The sequence below is a fragment of the Amycolatopsis cynarae genome (genome assembly GCF_026802195.1).
Classification (GTDB): domain Bacteria; phylum Actinomycetota; class Actinomycetes; order Mycobacteriales; family Pseudonocardiaceae; genus Amycolatopsis_E; species Amycolatopsis_E rhizosphaerae.
Window position 1 is genome coordinate 568,202 of record NZ_CP113836.1, and the last position, 14,039, is coordinate 582,240.

15 protein-coding genes are annotated in these 14,039 nt (G+C 71.7%); 12 read left to right on the forward strand and 3 right to left on the reverse strand.

From position 1 onward, the window contains the following. Positions 1 to 10 precede the first annotated feature (10 nt). From ORV05_RS02740 to ORV05_RS02755, 4 genes are all read left to right on the forward strand, one after another. Entirely contained in the window at positions 11 to 700 is a 690-nt protein-coding gene (locus tag ORV05_RS02740) for a PIG-L family deacetylase (protein ID WP_268759665.1), read from the forward strand. Then, on the forward strand, positions 700 to 1,116 hold the full coding sequence (locus ORV05_RS02745) for a hypothetical protein (RefSeq protein ID WP_268756879.1): 417 nt from the start codon (positions 700 to 702) through the stop codon (positions 1,114 to 1,116). The genes ORV05_RS02740 and ORV05_RS02745 overlap by 1 nt, the downstream gene beginning before the upstream one ends. Next, positions 1,097 to 1,828 carry a hypothetical protein gene (locus ORV05_RS02750; protein ID WP_268756880.1) on the forward strand — a complete coding sequence of 244 codons (732 nt, stop codon included), beginning with the start codon at positions 1,097 to 1,099 and terminating at the stop codon, positions 1,826 to 1,828. Before ORV05_RS02745 ends, ORV05_RS02750 begins: the two co-directional genes overlap by 20 nt. Positions 1,829 to 1,937: 109 nt before the next feature. After that, a complete protein-coding gene (locus ORV05_RS02755; protein WP_268756881.1) occupies positions 1,938 to 2,798 on the forward strand; it encodes an ABC transporter permease in 861 nt (286 codons plus the stop codon). 21 nt (positions 2,799 to 2,819) lie between these two features. Here the strand turns inward: ORV05_RS02755 and ORV05_RS02760 are convergent, their stop codons facing one another. Next, on the reverse strand, positions 2,820 to 3,599 hold the full coding sequence (locus ORV05_RS02760) for a site-2 protease family protein (protein ID WP_268756882.1): 780 nt from the start codon (positions 3,597 to 3,599) through the stop codon (positions 2,820 to 2,822). 209 nt (positions 3,600 to 3,808) lie between these two features. Between ORV05_RS02760 and ORV05_RS02765 the strand changes: the two genes are divergently transcribed. Further along, positions 3,809 to 4,132 (forward strand): WhiB family transcriptional regulator, encoded by a 324-nt coding sequence (locus ORV05_RS02765; RefSeq protein ID WP_144584984.1) that lies wholly within the window; start codon positions 3,809 to 3,811, stop codon positions 4,130 to 4,132. Positions 4,133 to 4,320: 188 nt separating this feature from the next. After that, positions 4,321 to 6,186 (forward strand): hypothetical protein, encoded by a 1,866-nt coding sequence (locus ORV05_RS02770; RefSeq protein WP_268756883.1) that lies wholly within the window; start codon positions 4,321 to 4,323, stop codon positions 6,184 to 6,186. On the opposite strand, the gene ORV05_RS02775 is transcribed toward ORV05_RS02770, so the two are convergent. After that, positions 6,170 to 6,631, reverse strand: a complete 462-nt coding sequence (locus ORV05_RS02775; RefSeq protein WP_144584980.1) for a metallopeptidase family protein — start codon at positions 6,629 to 6,631, stop codon at positions 6,170 to 6,172. The two genes, ORV05_RS02770 and ORV05_RS02775, sit on opposite strands and share 17 nt — an antisense overlap. Before the next feature lie 159 nt (positions 6,632 to 6,790). On the opposite strand from ORV05_RS02775, the gene ORV05_RS02780 reads away from it, so the two are divergent. The 6 genes from ORV05_RS02780 (at position 6,791) to ORV05_RS02805 (ending at position 11,862) form a co-directional block, all read left to right on the forward strand. Then, positions 6,791 to 7,147: a DUF3499 domain-containing protein gene (locus ORV05_RS02780; RefSeq protein ID WP_144584978.1), complete on the forward strand. Its 357-nt coding sequence runs from the start codon at positions 6,791 to 6,793 to the stop codon at positions 7,145 to 7,147. Positions 7,148 to 7,206: 59 nt separating this feature from the next. Then, the gene (locus tag ORV05_RS02785) at positions 7,207 to 8,562 is read left to right on the forward strand and encodes a phosphomannomutase/phosphoglucomutase (RefSeq protein WP_268756884.1); all 1,356 of its coding nucleotides are present in this window, start codon (positions 7,207 to 7,209) and stop codon (positions 8,560 to 8,562) included. Between the two features lie 28 nt (positions 8,563 to 8,590). Beyond that, positions 8,591 to 8,809, forward strand: coding sequence for a Trm112 family protein (locus ORV05_RS02790; RefSeq protein WP_268756885.1), 219 nt, complete (start codon positions 8,591 to 8,593; stop codon positions 8,807 to 8,809). Continuing rightward, positions 8,793 to 9,887 (forward strand): hypothetical protein, encoded by a 1,095-nt coding sequence (locus ORV05_RS02795; protein WP_268756886.1) that lies wholly within the window; start codon positions 8,793 to 8,795, stop codon positions 9,885 to 9,887. The genes ORV05_RS02790 and ORV05_RS02795 overlap by 17 nt, the downstream gene beginning before the upstream one ends. Positions 9,888 to 9,948: 61 nt before the next feature. Next, positions 9,949 to 11,169, forward strand: coding sequence for a mannose-6-phosphate isomerase, class I (gene manA / locus ORV05_RS02800; protein WP_268756887.1), 1,221 nt, complete (start codon positions 9,949 to 9,951; stop codon positions 11,167 to 11,169). 144 nt (positions 11,170 to 11,313) lie between these two features. Further along, positions 11,314 to 11,862 carry a hypothetical protein gene (locus ORV05_RS02805; protein WP_268756888.1) on the forward strand — a complete coding sequence of 183 codons (549 nt, stop codon included), beginning with the start codon at positions 11,314 to 11,316 and terminating at the stop codon, positions 11,860 to 11,862. Positions 11,863 to 11,954: 92 nt separating this feature from the next. Here ORV05_RS02805 and ORV05_RS02810 read toward each other — a convergent pair whose 3' ends face one another. Beyond that, the gene (locus ORV05_RS02810; RefSeq protein WP_268756889.1) at positions 11,955 to 14,039 is read right to left on the reverse strand and encodes an AfsR/SARP family transcriptional regulator; all 2,085 of its coding nucleotides are present in this window, start codon (positions 14,037 to 14,039) and stop codon (positions 11,955 to 11,957) included.

Sequence of the window (14,039 nt, forward strand, 5' to 3'; positions counted from 1 at the left end):
GGGTGGCACCATGGCGCGCTATTCCGCCGAAGGGGCCGAGGTGGTTCTGGTGACCTGCACTCTCGGCGAGGAAGGCGAGATCATCCCGCCCGGGCTGGCGGAGCTCGGCGCGTGGGCGGGTGACCAGCTCGGCGGCTACCGCGCCGGCGAGCTGACCGTGGCCTGCCGGGCACTCGGCGTGACCGCGCAGCGCTATCTCGGCGGGATCGGCCGTTGGCGGGATTCCGGGATGGCGGGCACCCCGTCGGCGGACCATCCGAGGGCGTTTTCCGGTGGCCCCCTGGGGGAACAGGCCAAGCAGTTGCGCGAGATCGTTGACGAGTTCGGGCCGCAGGTGGTGGTGACGTACAACTCCTTCGGTGGCTACGGCCACCCGGACCACATCCGCGCCCATGACGTGACGATGGCGGCCGTCGAGGGAGCCCCGTCGGTGCGCCGGGTCTTCCACATCGCCGCGGGCGGCGGTGCCGTGCTGCCGCCGGAGGCACCGGAGACCGAGATCACCACCGGGATCGACATCCGGGTCGCGCTCGACGCGAAGATCGCCGCGCTGCGCGCGCACGAGACCCAGGTCACGGTGGATCCGCCGCGGTTCGCCCTGTCCAATGGGGTGGCCCAGCCGATCGGCGAGGCCGAGTACTACACCCTGGTGCGCGGGCCGGCCGAGGGCGCCGAAACGGACCTGTTCGGAGGCCTGTGATGACCGAGGGGAGCCCCGCGGCGCGGCGTGGTCTGCTGGTGGTGCTGCTGCTCGACACGGTGTTGCTGGCCATCCTGGAACTGTTCTTCCTGCCGCTGCGCCTTGACGGGACACTGCTGCCGAAGCTGGGCGCCATACCGTTGCCGGTGACCGCGCTGGTGGCCGCGGTCACCACGCCGCTGCTGGTCCGGTGGACCGGGCGGCTGGTGCATCCCCGCGCGGCGTTCGCGCCGCTGGTGGCGTGGGTGCTGACGGTGCTGGTGCTGGGTCTGTTCGGCCCCGGTGGTGACCTGGTGCTGATCCAGGACTGGCGGGCGCTGCTGCTGCTCGCGGGAGGCGCACTGCCGTCGGCGATGGCACTCGGGGGCGCGCTGGCCGTGCCGGGAAGGAGATCCGGTGAGCGAACCGATCACTGACGAGCACGTCGTCAAGGCGCTGCGGCCGTTTGTGCGCGCGGCGCGCCCGGTGCTGGAAGCGATGCGGACACCGGGCAGGCTGGAGGAACTGGCCGGGATGCGGGTGCCGGGCAGCGCCGCCTGGGCGGCGATGGGTCCTTCCGAACGAGCCGACTGGTGGATCAACCGCGTGGGGAGGCTGACCGCACTGGTCACCGCGATCCCGGGGCTCGGCGGCGCACTCGCCGACCGCCTGCCGGTGCAGGATGCGGTGGGCGCGGCGGCGCAGGGGCTGCTGCTGTGCGCCATCGCGGGCGAGCACGGGGTGGACGACGTCGGCGACCGGGTCCGGCTGATCGCGTGGGTCCTGTTCGAGCGGCGGATCGACCCGGCACTGGCCCGTGGCGAGGGCATCGCCGACCCGCCGGGAGACAGCGAAGAGGCGCAGACGGCGAAGCTCACCGGCGAGGACTTCAGCGAAGCCGGGAAGAGCGATCGCAAGATCACGCTGAAGGCGTGCGCCGGTGCGCTGTGGCGGATGGGCCGCGCGCTGCGCGGGATCGGCGACGAACTGGAGAAACGCCCGCGAGGACGCTTCTACCACCGCGCGTTCGGGATGCTCCCGGTGGTCGGCATGGCGGGCGACTACCTGGCCGAGCGCTCCGCGCTCAAGCGCGTCGCCCAGCGGGCCGACAGTTTCCTGCAGGACATCCGCACCCAGTCGGACGCGTGAGCGCGCAGGGCCGGACTTCCCGGGAATTTGCCGCTAGCTTTGCCGTGTGCAGCGATCAAACCTGGCTGGACCGCAAGCCCTGACCGGGCACGGAGAACCTCGGGGTTGGATGCGCGCCGGAGGGGATCTCCGTACCGGCTTCGCCGCCTGGCGGTTGTGGGGACACCTCGGGTGGCACGACCTCAAGAGCCGGTACCGGCGTTCCCTGCTGGGACCACTGTGGATGACGACGACGATGGGGCTGACCACGGCCAGCCTCGGTCTCCTTTTCAGCTTGCTGTGGCACGACCCGGTATCCACCTTCGTTCCCTACGTCGGCACCGGGTTGATCGTCTGGTCCTTCATCAGCGGTTGCCTGATCGAGGGGATGGACAGCTTCGTCGCCAGTGACGAACTCATCAAACAGACCTCCGCCCCGCTGACGGTGTACGTCCTCCGAACCGTGTGGCGGAACACGCTGAGCCTGGCGCACAACCTGATCGTCTATGTGATCCTGCTGGTTCTGTTCTTCGGTGCACTCCATCGACCCGGCTACACCATGACCGGCCAGCCCTGCCCCGCCGACGGAACGGTCGTCTGCCATCCGGGCCTCGGCTGGAACACGCTCATGGCGATTCCCGGTTTCCTCGTGCTGGCGGCCGCCGGAATCGCGGCATCGCTCGCCTTGGGCATCGTCGCCACCCGGTTTCGCGACGCGCCTCAGGTGGTCGCGGCCCTGGTCCAGTTGCTGTTCGTCACGATCCCGATCACCTGGCCGCTGGACGTACTGGCCCAGAATGCCCCCGGAAAAGTGTGGCTGGTCAAACTCAACCCGCTTTTCCATTTCGTGCAGATCGTGCGCCAGCCGTTGATCGGGCAACGGCTCGACTGGTGGAGTTGGCCGGTCGTCGGCGTACTGACCGCGGCGATCTGGGCGACCGCGCTGCTGTTGCTCCGCCGCTACCGCGCCCGAGTCTCCTACTGGATCTAGCGCCCGTGCCGGAACAACCGCTCAGTGCTGCCAGAACCTGAAGGCGTAGCTCCCGATGTAAGCGGCCCTCTCCGAACCGCCCAGCGAGTCGAACACCCACCGTGAAGCCTCGGCGAAGGCGGACTGGAGCGGGTCCAGGGCGAACAGCAGGGCGAACAGCGCCAGCGGGGCCCAGGGCCGGATCTTCGCGGCCGTCTCGCGGGCCTGCGGCGACAGGTAGGGCTCGATCGCGCCGAACCCGTCGAGGCCGGGGATGGGGAGGATGTTGAGCACGAACGCCAGGATCTGCAGGAACGCGAGGTAGGACAGACCGGCGGCGAGGCCCTCGGGCATCGTGATGTTCGCGACGGAGAGGGTGAGCACGAGGCCGAAGGCCAGGTTGCTGAGCGGCCCGGCGAGGGAGACCCACGTGGCACTCGACCGGGACCGCAGCGCCCACCGGTTGATCCACACCGCCCCGCCCGGCAGCGGGATGCCCCCGATCGCCAGGAAGATCAGCGGCAGCACGATGGACAGCACGGGATCCGTGTAGTGGCGGACGTCCATGTTCAGGTAGCCCTTCTGGACCACCGAGTGATCGCCGCCCTTGTACGCGAGGAAGGCGTGGCCGAACTCGTGGAGGGTGAGCGAGAGCGCCCAGCCCGCGGCGACCAGGATGAAGATCCCGGCCACCAGCCTCGGGTCGCGGTGCGTGGTCGCGAGCGAGTACACATCGCCGAACGCGGCGAGTACACCGCCGAGTACGGTGAGTGCGAGGATGCCGTAGAAGACGGGGCTGGGGCGGACCGCTGATCTTTGCACGCCTCCAGTTTGTCCTATCCGCCTCCGGGCCAGGTCGGCGTGTCCCCTTGCGCGAACCGCGCAAGGGTCCCCCGAACTCGGTACTCCGCTTGACCTGGCCGCATGACACAGGTGTAATCACATTGCTGTCATTCGACGCAGCAAGGGGGCGTCGGATGGGGCTTCAACACCGCCAGCCTGGGGAGTGCGTGGAAGCAGAGGAGGCGGAAGTGCGGTTGGAAGCAGATGGAAGGGAATGGGGGCAGGTCGTGGATTGGGGAACGAGCCCGGGTAGTGAACTGGGCGAGTTCGCCGAGCTTTTCGATCCCGCCGAGCCACCGGAATGGCAGGACCGCGCGCTCTGCGCGCAGACCGATCCGGAGGCGTTCTTCCCGGAGAAGGGCGGTTCGACCCGTGAGGCGAAGCGGATCTGCCAGGGTTGTGAAGTGAAGGGCGAGTGCCTCGAGTACGCCCTCGCGCACGACGAACGCTTCGGCATCTGGGGAGGACTGTCCGAACGGGAGCGTCGCAAGCTCAAAAAGCGCGCCGTATAGCGGAGTTCTGTCCGCACAGCCGCGTTGGCAGGGGTACCGTCGGTGCCGTCCGTTCCGTTAGGCTCCAGCGACCTCGCGAGTGCGAGGCCGCGACAGCGCTGACGGGAGATGTCTTGCCAGACAACGAAGAGGCACCGGCCGGTCCGTCGGCCTTCACCGCTTTCGGGCCTCCGGTAAGCCTTTTCGTCGTGCTCGCCGGAATTGGGCTGGCCGTCAACGGGAGCAGGCTCGGACTGGATCTCTCGGGCGGGCAACTGTTGCCGGTCGGCGCGCTCGGCGAGTTGTGGCGAGGCTATCTCGACGGCTGGCATCCGGTCGGAGGAGGCACCGCGAGTGCCGCCCCGACCTCACTGGCCGTGCTCGGAATTCTCGGCGCGATTTTCGTGCCATTGGGCGGGCCGTCGGCACTGGTCGCCTTCCTGTTGCTCGGTGACACACCTTTGGCCGGGCTGTCGGCCTACGCCGCCACCCGCCGCCTGCCGCTGTCGCGTTGGACACGGGCGGCGGTCGCGGCGGCCTACGCCCTGCTGCCCGCGGCGACCGCCTCGGTGGCCCAGGGCAGGCTCGACGTGGTCGCGGTGCACATCCTGCTGCCCCTGGTGATCTCCGGTATCGCGGGCCTGCTCGCGGACCCGGGCAGGCGGTGGCTCCACACCTCCTCCTGGGTCGCGGTCGGCATCGCGCTGCTGGGCGCCTTCTCCCCGCTGGCACAGGGGCTGGCGATCCTCGGCCTGATCGCCGGGTTCGTGGCGCTGCCGCCGGTGGGCGGGCTGCGCAAGCGGGTCGCCTCGGTCGGCATCGCGGTCCTGCTGCCGCTCGTGCTGCTCGTCCCGTGGCCCGCCGTGGTGGTCAACGCCCCGGCCCTGGTGTTGCACGGGCTGGGCGGCCCGGCCACCGCCCCGGCCTCGGCCGGGCTGATCGGCCTCGATCCTGGCGGAGCCGGTGGCTGGCCCTCCGGCCTCGCCGTGCTGCTCGCAACGGTGCTCGCGGTCGCGCTCCGGCCGCGGGCGCTGTGGAGCGGTGGGCTGAGTGTGGTTGTGCTCGGCGCGGCCGGGCTCGGTGTGGTGCTGCTGGTTCCGGTGACCCCGTTGCAGGGCGGAACGGCCGCCGTCGGGTTCACCGGCGTCCCCCTGCTCGTGATCGGTGCCGGGCTGCTGTGGATCGTGCTGCGGGCACTGCAGCAGCAGGCGGACCCCGCGCCCGTGTCACGGCTGTCACTGCCGGTGCTCGCCCGGGCCGCGGCGATCGCGGTGCTGCTCGCGCTCGGAGTCGCCGCGGTCCTCTCGGGCCGTGGCGGGCCCCTGCACAAGGGGCGGGACAGCCTCGTGGACGCCCAGGCCGACGAACTGGCCAGGACCGGGCGCTCGGTGCTCGTCGTGGGGGCGGCCACCGAGCCCGCCCGGCAGACCGCCGGTCGGCTGCCGCGGTTCGGCGACGACCAGTTCGCGCTGACCGCGGGCACTCCCGCCAGGCTGGAGAGCTGGAAGGCGGTGCTGCGGAAGCCTTCGCCCGGTGCCACCCCGGCGGCGCTGTCGGCGGCCGCCGCGTCCGGGGTGCTGTTCGTGGTCCTACCGGAGGGACAGGGCGCATCCCCCGTGGTGGCCCTCGCCCCAGAGCTCGCGGTCGCCGCGGAACCCACCGCCGACGGGCGGGCCGTGCTGCGGCTGCTGCCCCCGGCGGGTCAGGTCGTGCTCGTGCCGCCCGGCGTGGCCAAGCAGTCCGTCTCGTCCTCGGCGCCGTCGGCGACCCTGGGGGTCACCCCGGTCGACGCCGGGCTGCCGGACGTGCACGTGCGGGTCTCCGACGGAGGGGACGGCAGGCTGCTGGTCCTGGCCGCGGAACTGGAGCCGGGCTGGCGCGCCACCGTGGACGGCAAGGCCGCACCGCTCGTGCCCGCCTGGGGGCACCAGGTGGCGGTGGCGGTGCCCGCCTCGCCCTCGGAGGTGAGCATCACGCGCCCGGCCACCCTGCGCGAGGTGCTGCTGCTGATCGAGGTCGCGGCGTTGCTGTTCGCGGCGCTGACCGCGGTACCCGCCTCTACTCGCCCTCGATGATGTCGGGCTCCACGCCGAGATAGCCGGCGACCTGCTCGACCAGCACGTCGTGGACGAGGTCGGCGAGTTCGGCCGGGTCCTTGGCACGGGCCTCCAGCGGGCGCCGGTACAGCACGATCCTGGCCCGGGTGGGCAGGCCGGTACGGTCGACCCCGGCCGGGACCAGCCGGGACAGCGGTACCGAACCGTCGTTCAGCACCCCTTCGGCCTGCACCGCGTGGCCCCGTACGTCGGGCACGTCGTCCACCGCGACGTCGAGCTTGGTCAGCTGGTCGCGCCAGCGCGCCTCGATCGGTTCGAGCGCGTCCAGCACCAGCTGGTCGAACTTCTCCGCCCGGCTCGACGCGGCAGGCAGCGATGCCGGGTAGAGCGGTCCGCGCAGCCCACGCCCGTGGCGGTCGCGGCGGATGCGCCGCTGTTGTCGGGAACTGCGAGCGGTAGACACAAAGGGAAGATTACGCTGCCGGGGCCGCCGGTCCACCCACCCCGCGGCCGGGCAGCCGGTTACGCCGGCGCCGCCCACGAGCCGCGAACCCGAGCCACGTTCACCCGACTCGGTGCGCCTTCACCACGTTGCCGGACGGAGGCGCTATCGTCCCTGTTCGTGTCGAGCGTACGAAAGTGTTCGCGGACGGGCTGTCTGCAGCCTGCAGTCGCCACGCTGACCTACGCCTACAGCGATTCGACCGCGGTGGTCGGTCCCCTCGCGACGGCGTCCGAGCCGCATTCCTATGACCTGTGCGAGGAGCACGCGCTCCGGCTGACCGCCCCGAAGGGCTGGGAGGTCGTCCGGCACGAAGGCTCCTTCGCCGCCCCGGATCGCTCCGACGACGAGCTCACCGCGCTCGCCGAAGCGGTGCGCGAAGCCGGGCGCCCGGACCGTTCACCGCCCCCGCCCGAACCGGACGGCCCCTCCGGCCGCCGTGGTCATCTCCGCGTGCTGCCGGATCCGATCCCCTGACTTCCCCCGGTAGGCTTTCCGGCATCCGCAGCCGTCGAGGAAAGTCGGGGAGAAAGCACGTGTCAGACCTGTCGGGCATCGTGAAGGCCTATGACATCCGCGGGGTGGTCGGTGAGCAGCTGGACGCGGGCCTCGTTCGCGACTTCGGCGCCGCCTTCGCGCTCTTGATCAAGGCCGAGTCGTCCACGGTGGTGATCGGGCACGACATGCGCGAGTCCTCCCCGGAGCTGGCGGAAGCCTTCGCCGAGGGGGTCACCTCCCAGGGGCTCGACGTGATCTCCATCGGCCTGGCCAGCACCGACCAGCTGTACTTCGCCTCCGGTTCGCTCAACCTCCCCGGCGCGATGTTCACCGCGAGCCACAACCCGGCCAAGTACAACGGCATCAAGCTGTGCCGGGCCGGGGCGGCCCCGGTCGGGCAGGAGTCCGGGCTGGGCGAGATCCGCTCGACCGTCGAGGGGGGCGTGCCCGCGTTCGACGGGCAGCCGGGCTCCGTGATGCGGCGTGACGTGCTCGCCGACTATGCGGCCTACCTGCGGAAACTCGTGGACCTGTCGGACATCCGGCCGTTGAAGATCGTGGTCGACGCGGGCAACGGCATGGGCGGGCACACCGTGCCCACCGTGTTCGCCGGGCTGCCGATCGACCTGGTGCCGATGTACTTCGAGCTGGACGGCAGCTTCCCCAATCACGAGGCCAATCCGCTCGACCCGAAGAACCTGGTGGACCTGCAGGCGAAGGTGGTCGAGGTGGGTGCCGACGCGGGCCTGGCCTTCGACGGTGACGCCGACCGCTGCTTCGTGGTGGACGAGAACGGCGAGCCGGTTTCCCCGAGCGCGATCACCGCGCTGGTCGCCACGCGCGAGCTGGCCAAGGAGCCGGGCGCGACGATCATCCACAACCTGATCACCTCGAAGGCCGTGCCCGAAATCGTCACCGAGCGCGGCGGCAAGCCGGTGCGCACCCGCGTCGGGCACTCGTTCATCAAGCAGGAGATGGCCCGTACCGGTGCGATCTTCGGTGGCGAGCACTCGGCCCACTACTACTTCCGCGACTTCTGGCGTGCCGACACCGGCATGCTGGCCGCCCTGCACGTGCTGGCCGCGCTCGGCGAGCAGGACGGCCCGCTGTCGGCGCTCACCGCCGAGTTCCGGCGGTATGCCGCCTCCGGTGAGGTCAACTCGACGGTGTCCGACCAGCTCGACCGCCAGCGGGCGGTCAGGGAAGCGTTCGGCGGCCGCCCTGGCGTGACCATCGACGAACTCGACGGGCTCACCGTGCAGTTGCCGGACGGGTCGTGGTTCAACCTGCGCCCGTCCAACACCGAGCCGCTGCTCCGGCTCAACGTCGAGGCCCCGACCCCGGACGAGGTCCGTGCGCTCACCGACGAAGTGCTCGCGATCGTTCGTGGTTGAGCCAGGACCAGCGTGGTAAGGAGAATTCATGGCTTTGACGCTCGACGCCCAGTTGCTGGAGATCCTGGCCTGCCCGTCACCGGATCACGCCCCGTTGCGGCCCGGTACCCCGGCCGACCCCGAGGCCGACGCGCTGACCTGCACCTCGTGCGGCCGGAGCTACCCGGTGCGGGACGGGATCCCCGTGCTGCTGCTGGACGAAGCGACCGGACCCCACGAGCATGACGCCGATGCCGATGGTGCTTGACGACACCCTGCTCGACGACCCCGCGAGGCTGGCGGAGGCCGATCGTGCTGGCCTGCTCCGGGCCGCCGCGATGGCGGGCGCCCAGATGCGTTCGACCCGGGAACTCGCCGCCGAAATCGAGCTGGCGGACCGGCTGGACCTGGGGCGGCCGCGCGCGCTGGTCCTCATCGCACGGCCCGGGGTCGGCCGCGCGCTGACCAGGTTGCTGGCCGCGCTGCTGGCCCCGTCCTGCCCGGTGCCGGTGGTGATCACCGACGCGGTGCCCAGCTGGATCGGGGCGCTGGACGTGGTGTTCGCGCACACCGACGATCCGGGGGACCGGGAGCTCGCGGCCGGGATCGAGCGGGCCTCGCGCTACGGCGCGACCGTCGTGCTGTCCGGTCCGCAGGAGGGGCCCGTGGCCGCCTCGATCGCCGGGAAGGGCCTGCTGCTCTCACCCCGCATACCGGTGCCGCCGGAACTGACCTTCTCCCGCGGCCTGGCGGCGGGCCTGCTCGCCGCGAACGCCCTCGGCCTGCTGGTGGCCGACGTGCAGGCGTTGGCCGACCAGCTCGACGCCGAGGCCGAACGCGGCCACCTCGGCCGTGACTCCTTCGCCAACCCCGCCAAGGCGCTGGCCCTGCGACTGGCCGACCGCGTGCCGATGCTGTGGGGGCTGGACCAGGCCGCGGTGGCGGTGGCGGAGCACGCCGCGTACGCGCTCGGTGCGCATGCGGGCGTTGTCTGCGACGCCGCCGGCTACCGCCAGGCGCTGGCGCGGCCGGCACTGCGCCGCGCGGCCATGGCGGGCACCGCCGAGCAGGACATCTTCGCCGATCCGGACTTCGAAGCCACCGGGCCGAAACCGAGGGTGCTGCTGCTGGCGGTGCACTCCGGCCCCACCGCGGACGCCGTCCGGTATGAGGCCTCACATACGCTTCCCGGGGCGGGAGTGATCGCCCCCGCCGACGAGATTCCCGGCGATGAGCCTGTTCGCGCCGGGGTGCTCGCGCTACGGTTCGAGCTGGCCGCGGTCTACCTCGGGCTCGCGGCGGGAAGTATGGGAGGAACCGGTTACTACGCGCCAGCCAGCGCGTAATGACCGGCTGACCAGGAAACCGGCCCGGGCGCATCCGGGGTGCCAAGGAGTTGAGAACACAGTGGAGCTGCTCCGCAATGCCGTTCGGCCCTATGCGTGGGGGTCCAGAACGACGATCCCGGAGTTGCTGGGACGCGCCGTGCCCGCACCGCACCCCGAGGCGGAGCTGTGGATGGGTGCCCATCCCGGTGATCCGTCCCGCATTATCACCGCCGCAGGCGAGGAGCGCAGCCTGCTGGAACTGATCGAGTCCGACCCGGTGGGCCAGCTCGGACCGGAGTGCTCCCGGCGCTGGGACAACCGCCTGCCGTTCCTGCTGAAGATCCTCGCGGTGGAAGAGCCGCTTTCGATGCAGGCGCATCCTTCGGCCGAGCAGTCGGCGGAGGGCTACGCCCGCGAGGAGGCGGCCGGTATCCCGCGGGACGCGCCGAACCGCAACTACCCGGATCCGACGGCCAAACCCGAGCTGGTGTGCGCCCTCACCGAGTTCCACGCGCTCGCCGGGTTCCGCACCCCGGACCGCACGATCAAGCTGCTGCGCGCGGTCGAGACCCCGGGGCTGGCCAAGTACACCGAGTTGCTCGCCGCGCAGCCGGATGCCGACGGCATGCGGGCGCTGTTCACCACCTGGATCACGCTGCCGCAGGCCACCCTGGACGAACTGCTGCCTGAGGTGCTGGACGCGTGCGTGCTGCACGTGAAGGACCACGGCGAGTTCGACGCCGAATGCCGCACGATCCTGGAGCTGGGCGAGACGCATCCGCGGGACGCGGGGGTGCTGGCCGCGCTGCTGCTCAACCGGCTCACCCTGAGCGCGGGCGAGGCGATCTACCTCCCCGCCGGGAACCTGCACCTGTACCTGCACGGCACCGCGGTGGAGATCCTGGCCAACTCGGACAACATCCTGCGCTGCGGCCTGACCCCGAAGCACGTCGACGTGCCGGAACTGCTCCGCGTGGTCGACTTCACCTGCTGTGACATGCCGGTTCTCGCGGGCGAGCCGAGCGAGTGCGGCGCGGTGTACCACACCGGCGCCCCGGAATTCGAGCTGTCGCGCTGTGACTGGGCCCCGGGGGAGCAGGGCGAGCTGAAGGTGCCTTCGGCCCGGCCGCAGATCCTGCTGTGCACCGCGGGCCGGGTGGCCGTGCGGTCCGAGGACGGTCGTGAACTGGAACTGCGGCGCGGTGAGTCGATGTGGCTCGCCGCCGCCGACCCGGCCGTGCAGGTCCGTCCGGCCGGCGACGGCCGGACCCAGCTCTTCCGGGCCACCTCCGGTCATTGAGTCGCGCCCGCGACCACACGGAGGGGCCCGGCGGGGCCGCGAAGTGTGTTCTCTCCGTGTAGTGATCTTGGGCAGTCTTCCTACCACCGGGTGATACCTCACCCGGGTGAAGGAGTCCGAGGACACTACAAGGAGAAGACGGACGTGACGTCATATCCCGCGGCCCCGGTGCCACCGACGCCGGCCAAGCCGGTTCGGCCCGGAACGTTGGCGGCCGCGTTGGGGGCTGCCGTCGTCGCAGGCCTGCTCGCCGTCGTCGACGGCATCGTGATGCTGGTCGGGGCCAGCGACATCGCACTGGACATCGCCGCCAAGGCGCTCGCCCAGGTGACGGGGCAGCCGGTCGAGGAGGCCAAGGCCGGACTCAACGCGGAGCCGGGCCTGCTGGACGACGTGGTCGGCACCCTCCACACCCGGGCCTACGTGCTTGTCGTGTTCGGCGCGGCCCTGGTGCTGTTCGGCCTGCTGATGCGCGGGGCGGCGGTCTGGGCCCGCGTGCTGGTCACGCTCTCGGCCCTGCCTGCCGTGGGGATGGCCCTGCGCGTGGTCACCGACGACGGGACCGGCCTGCTGCGGGGCCTGGCCGGGGCGGCGCTCGCGGTCGGCGTGGTGGCGATCGTGCTCGCCTGGCTTCCCGCCAACGGCCGTTACGCCAAGGAAGTCAAGGCGTCCAAGGCGATCCAGGCGAGCTGACACCGGGACCCGGCTTCTCCCAGGGGGGTGGAGAAGGCGGGAGCCTTCGGTGAATTCGGAGCCGGCTTCCCCGCTGGGGGTGGGGAAGCCGGCTACTTCGCGTTATGAGCCAGTGCGGCGTAACCGGCGCGCAGGTCGGCGTGGTGGCCGTGGCGCCGGAGGTGGATGGCGAGGCGGTCCATCAGGGCTCGGGCCTTGTCGGGCCATCCCGCCGCGGCGATGGCACCGACCGCGATGAGCAGGTTGGTGCGTTCGGTGGCGAACCACGCCTCCGGATCGGCCACGAGCCTGGCCACCACCTCCCGGGGCAGGGGTTGCGGTGGCACCTCCCCGGCCGGTGGCGGCCAGCCGTCGTCTTCCAGGCGCCGGGCGGCCGTGTCGGCGAGGCCGATCGCGGCGTCGGTGAGTCTTCCGATGGAGGCGATGCGGTCCTCTCGGGAATCGAGGACGGCCCCGAGTTCGTCGGCGAACACGCGCACCATGTCGTGCAGCCGGTAGCGGGACTCGCCCGTGGCGTCGGCGCCGTGGGGGACCAGCAGCCCGGCCTCCACCAGCTCCTCGATCAGGGTTTCCGCTTCGGGCACGTTGATCAGGGCGGTGACCGCCCAGGCCGGCTGGTCGGTGAGGCGGCAGCGGGTGATCGCACGCAGGGCGCGCCGTGCCCCGGGCGAGAGCGCCTGGTAGCTCAGGTCGATGCTGCCGCGCAACTGGAGGTCGCTGATCGCCAGTTCGTCGAGCCGCCGCAGCCGGTCCTCCAGCCGGTCGGCGAGCACCGAGAGCGCCAGGTGGGGACGCAGCGCCAGCCGGATCCCCGCGATGCGCAGCGCCAGCGGGAGGTTTCCGCAGGCCGCGGCGATGCGGGCGGCCGCGTTCCGCTCACCCGCCACCCGCTCGGCACCCGCGATCCGGCCGAGAAGCTCGCCCGCTTCGGCGTCGCTCAGCGGGCCCAGCTGGGTGCGGCGCGCGCCCTCCAGCGCGCTGAGGCGCCGCCTGCTGGTGACCAGCACCGCGCAGCCCGGGGTCCCGGGAAGCAGGGAGCGCACCTGCGCGGCGTCGGTCGCGTCGTCCAGGACGACGAGCACGCGGCGATCGGTGAGCAGGCCGCGGTACGCGGCCGCCCTGGCGTGTACGTCGTCGGGAAGAGCCGATCCGCCGACCCCCAGCGCGCGCAACACGTCCCCGAGCACGGCGGCGGTGTCGCGGGGTGCGGCCGAACCGTTGAGCGTGATGAACAGCTGCCCGTCCGGAAACGCCTTCCGCAGGCGGTGCGCCACCCGCACCGCCAGTGTCGACTTGCCGACCCCCGGCTGGCCGGACAGCACGGTCAGCGGCATGCCGGGTCCGGTCAGCAGCCGGGCCAGCTCGTCGGACTCCTCCTCACGGCCGGCGAAGTCGGGGAGATCGGGCGGGAGCTGGCAGATCGGCCACGGCACCGGGGCGCGGTGTTGCTCGCCTTCCTCACCGCGGAGCACGGCGGCATGGCTGCGGCGCAGCACCGCGCCCGGTTCCACCCCCAGTTCCTCGATCAGGGTGGTGCGCGTGCGGGTGTACACCGCGAGCGCGTCGGCCTGCCTGCCGGACCGCTGGAGGGCGATCATCAGCTGGGCGGCGGTTCGCTCGCGGAGCGGGTTCTCGGCCAGCAGTGCCTCCAGTTCGCCCGCCACCTCCGCGTGCCGCCCGAGGGCCAGCTCCGCCTCGAGGCAGTCGTCCAGCACGGCGAGGCGTTCGGCCTCCAGCCTGCTCGCCTCGCCGCCCAGCTGGGGCAGGTCCAGATCGGTGAGCGGATGACCGCGCCACTGGGCCAGCGCCCGCCGCAGGTGCTTGACCGCCCGTTCCGGGTCCCTGGCCTTCGCCGCCCTCCTGCCCTCCTCGGCCTCGGCGCGGAACACCAGCAGGTCGAGGTCGCGCGGATCGATCCGCAGCCGGTAGCCGTGCTGGGTGTGGTCGATCCGGGCGCCGTCGAGCCGCTCCCGCAAACGGGAGACGTAGGTGTGCAGGTTCGAGGTGTACGACTTCGGCGGCACCCCGGTCCACAGCGCGTCGACGAGTTGCGCGACCGGCACGTCCTGGTTGGCGCGGAACAGCAGCATCGCCAGCAGGGAGCGCTGGCGCTCACCGCGGAGGCGGATGCTGTCGCCTTCGATCCTGAGCGGCCCCAGCACGCCGAATCGCACCAT

Coding starts and splice junctions, on each gene's coding strand:
- ORV05_RS02790 (WP_268756885.1), top strand. CDS start 8,591: ATGGCTTTGACGCTCGACGCCCAGTTGCTGGAGATCCTGGCCTGCCCG.
- ORV05_RS02755 (WP_268756881.1), top strand. CDS start 1,938: ATGCGCGCCGGAGGGGATCTCCGTACCGGCTTCGCCGCCTGGCGGTTG.
- ORV05_RS02745 (WP_268756879.1), top strand. CDS start 700: ATGACCGAGGGGAGCCCCGCGGCGCGGCGTGGTCTGCTGGTGGTGCTG.
- ORV05_RS02795 (WP_268756886.1), top strand. CDS start 8,793: ATGCCGATGGTGCTTGACGACACCCTGCTCGACGACCCCGCGAGGCTG.
- ORV05_RS02810 (WP_268756889.1), bottom strand. CDS start 14,039: ATGGTGCGATTCGGCGTGCTGGGGCCGCTCAGGATCGAAGGCGACAGC.
- ORV05_RS02740 (WP_268759665.1), top strand. CDS start 11: ATGGCGCGCTATTCCGCCGAAGGGGCCGAGGTGGTTCTGGTGACCTGC.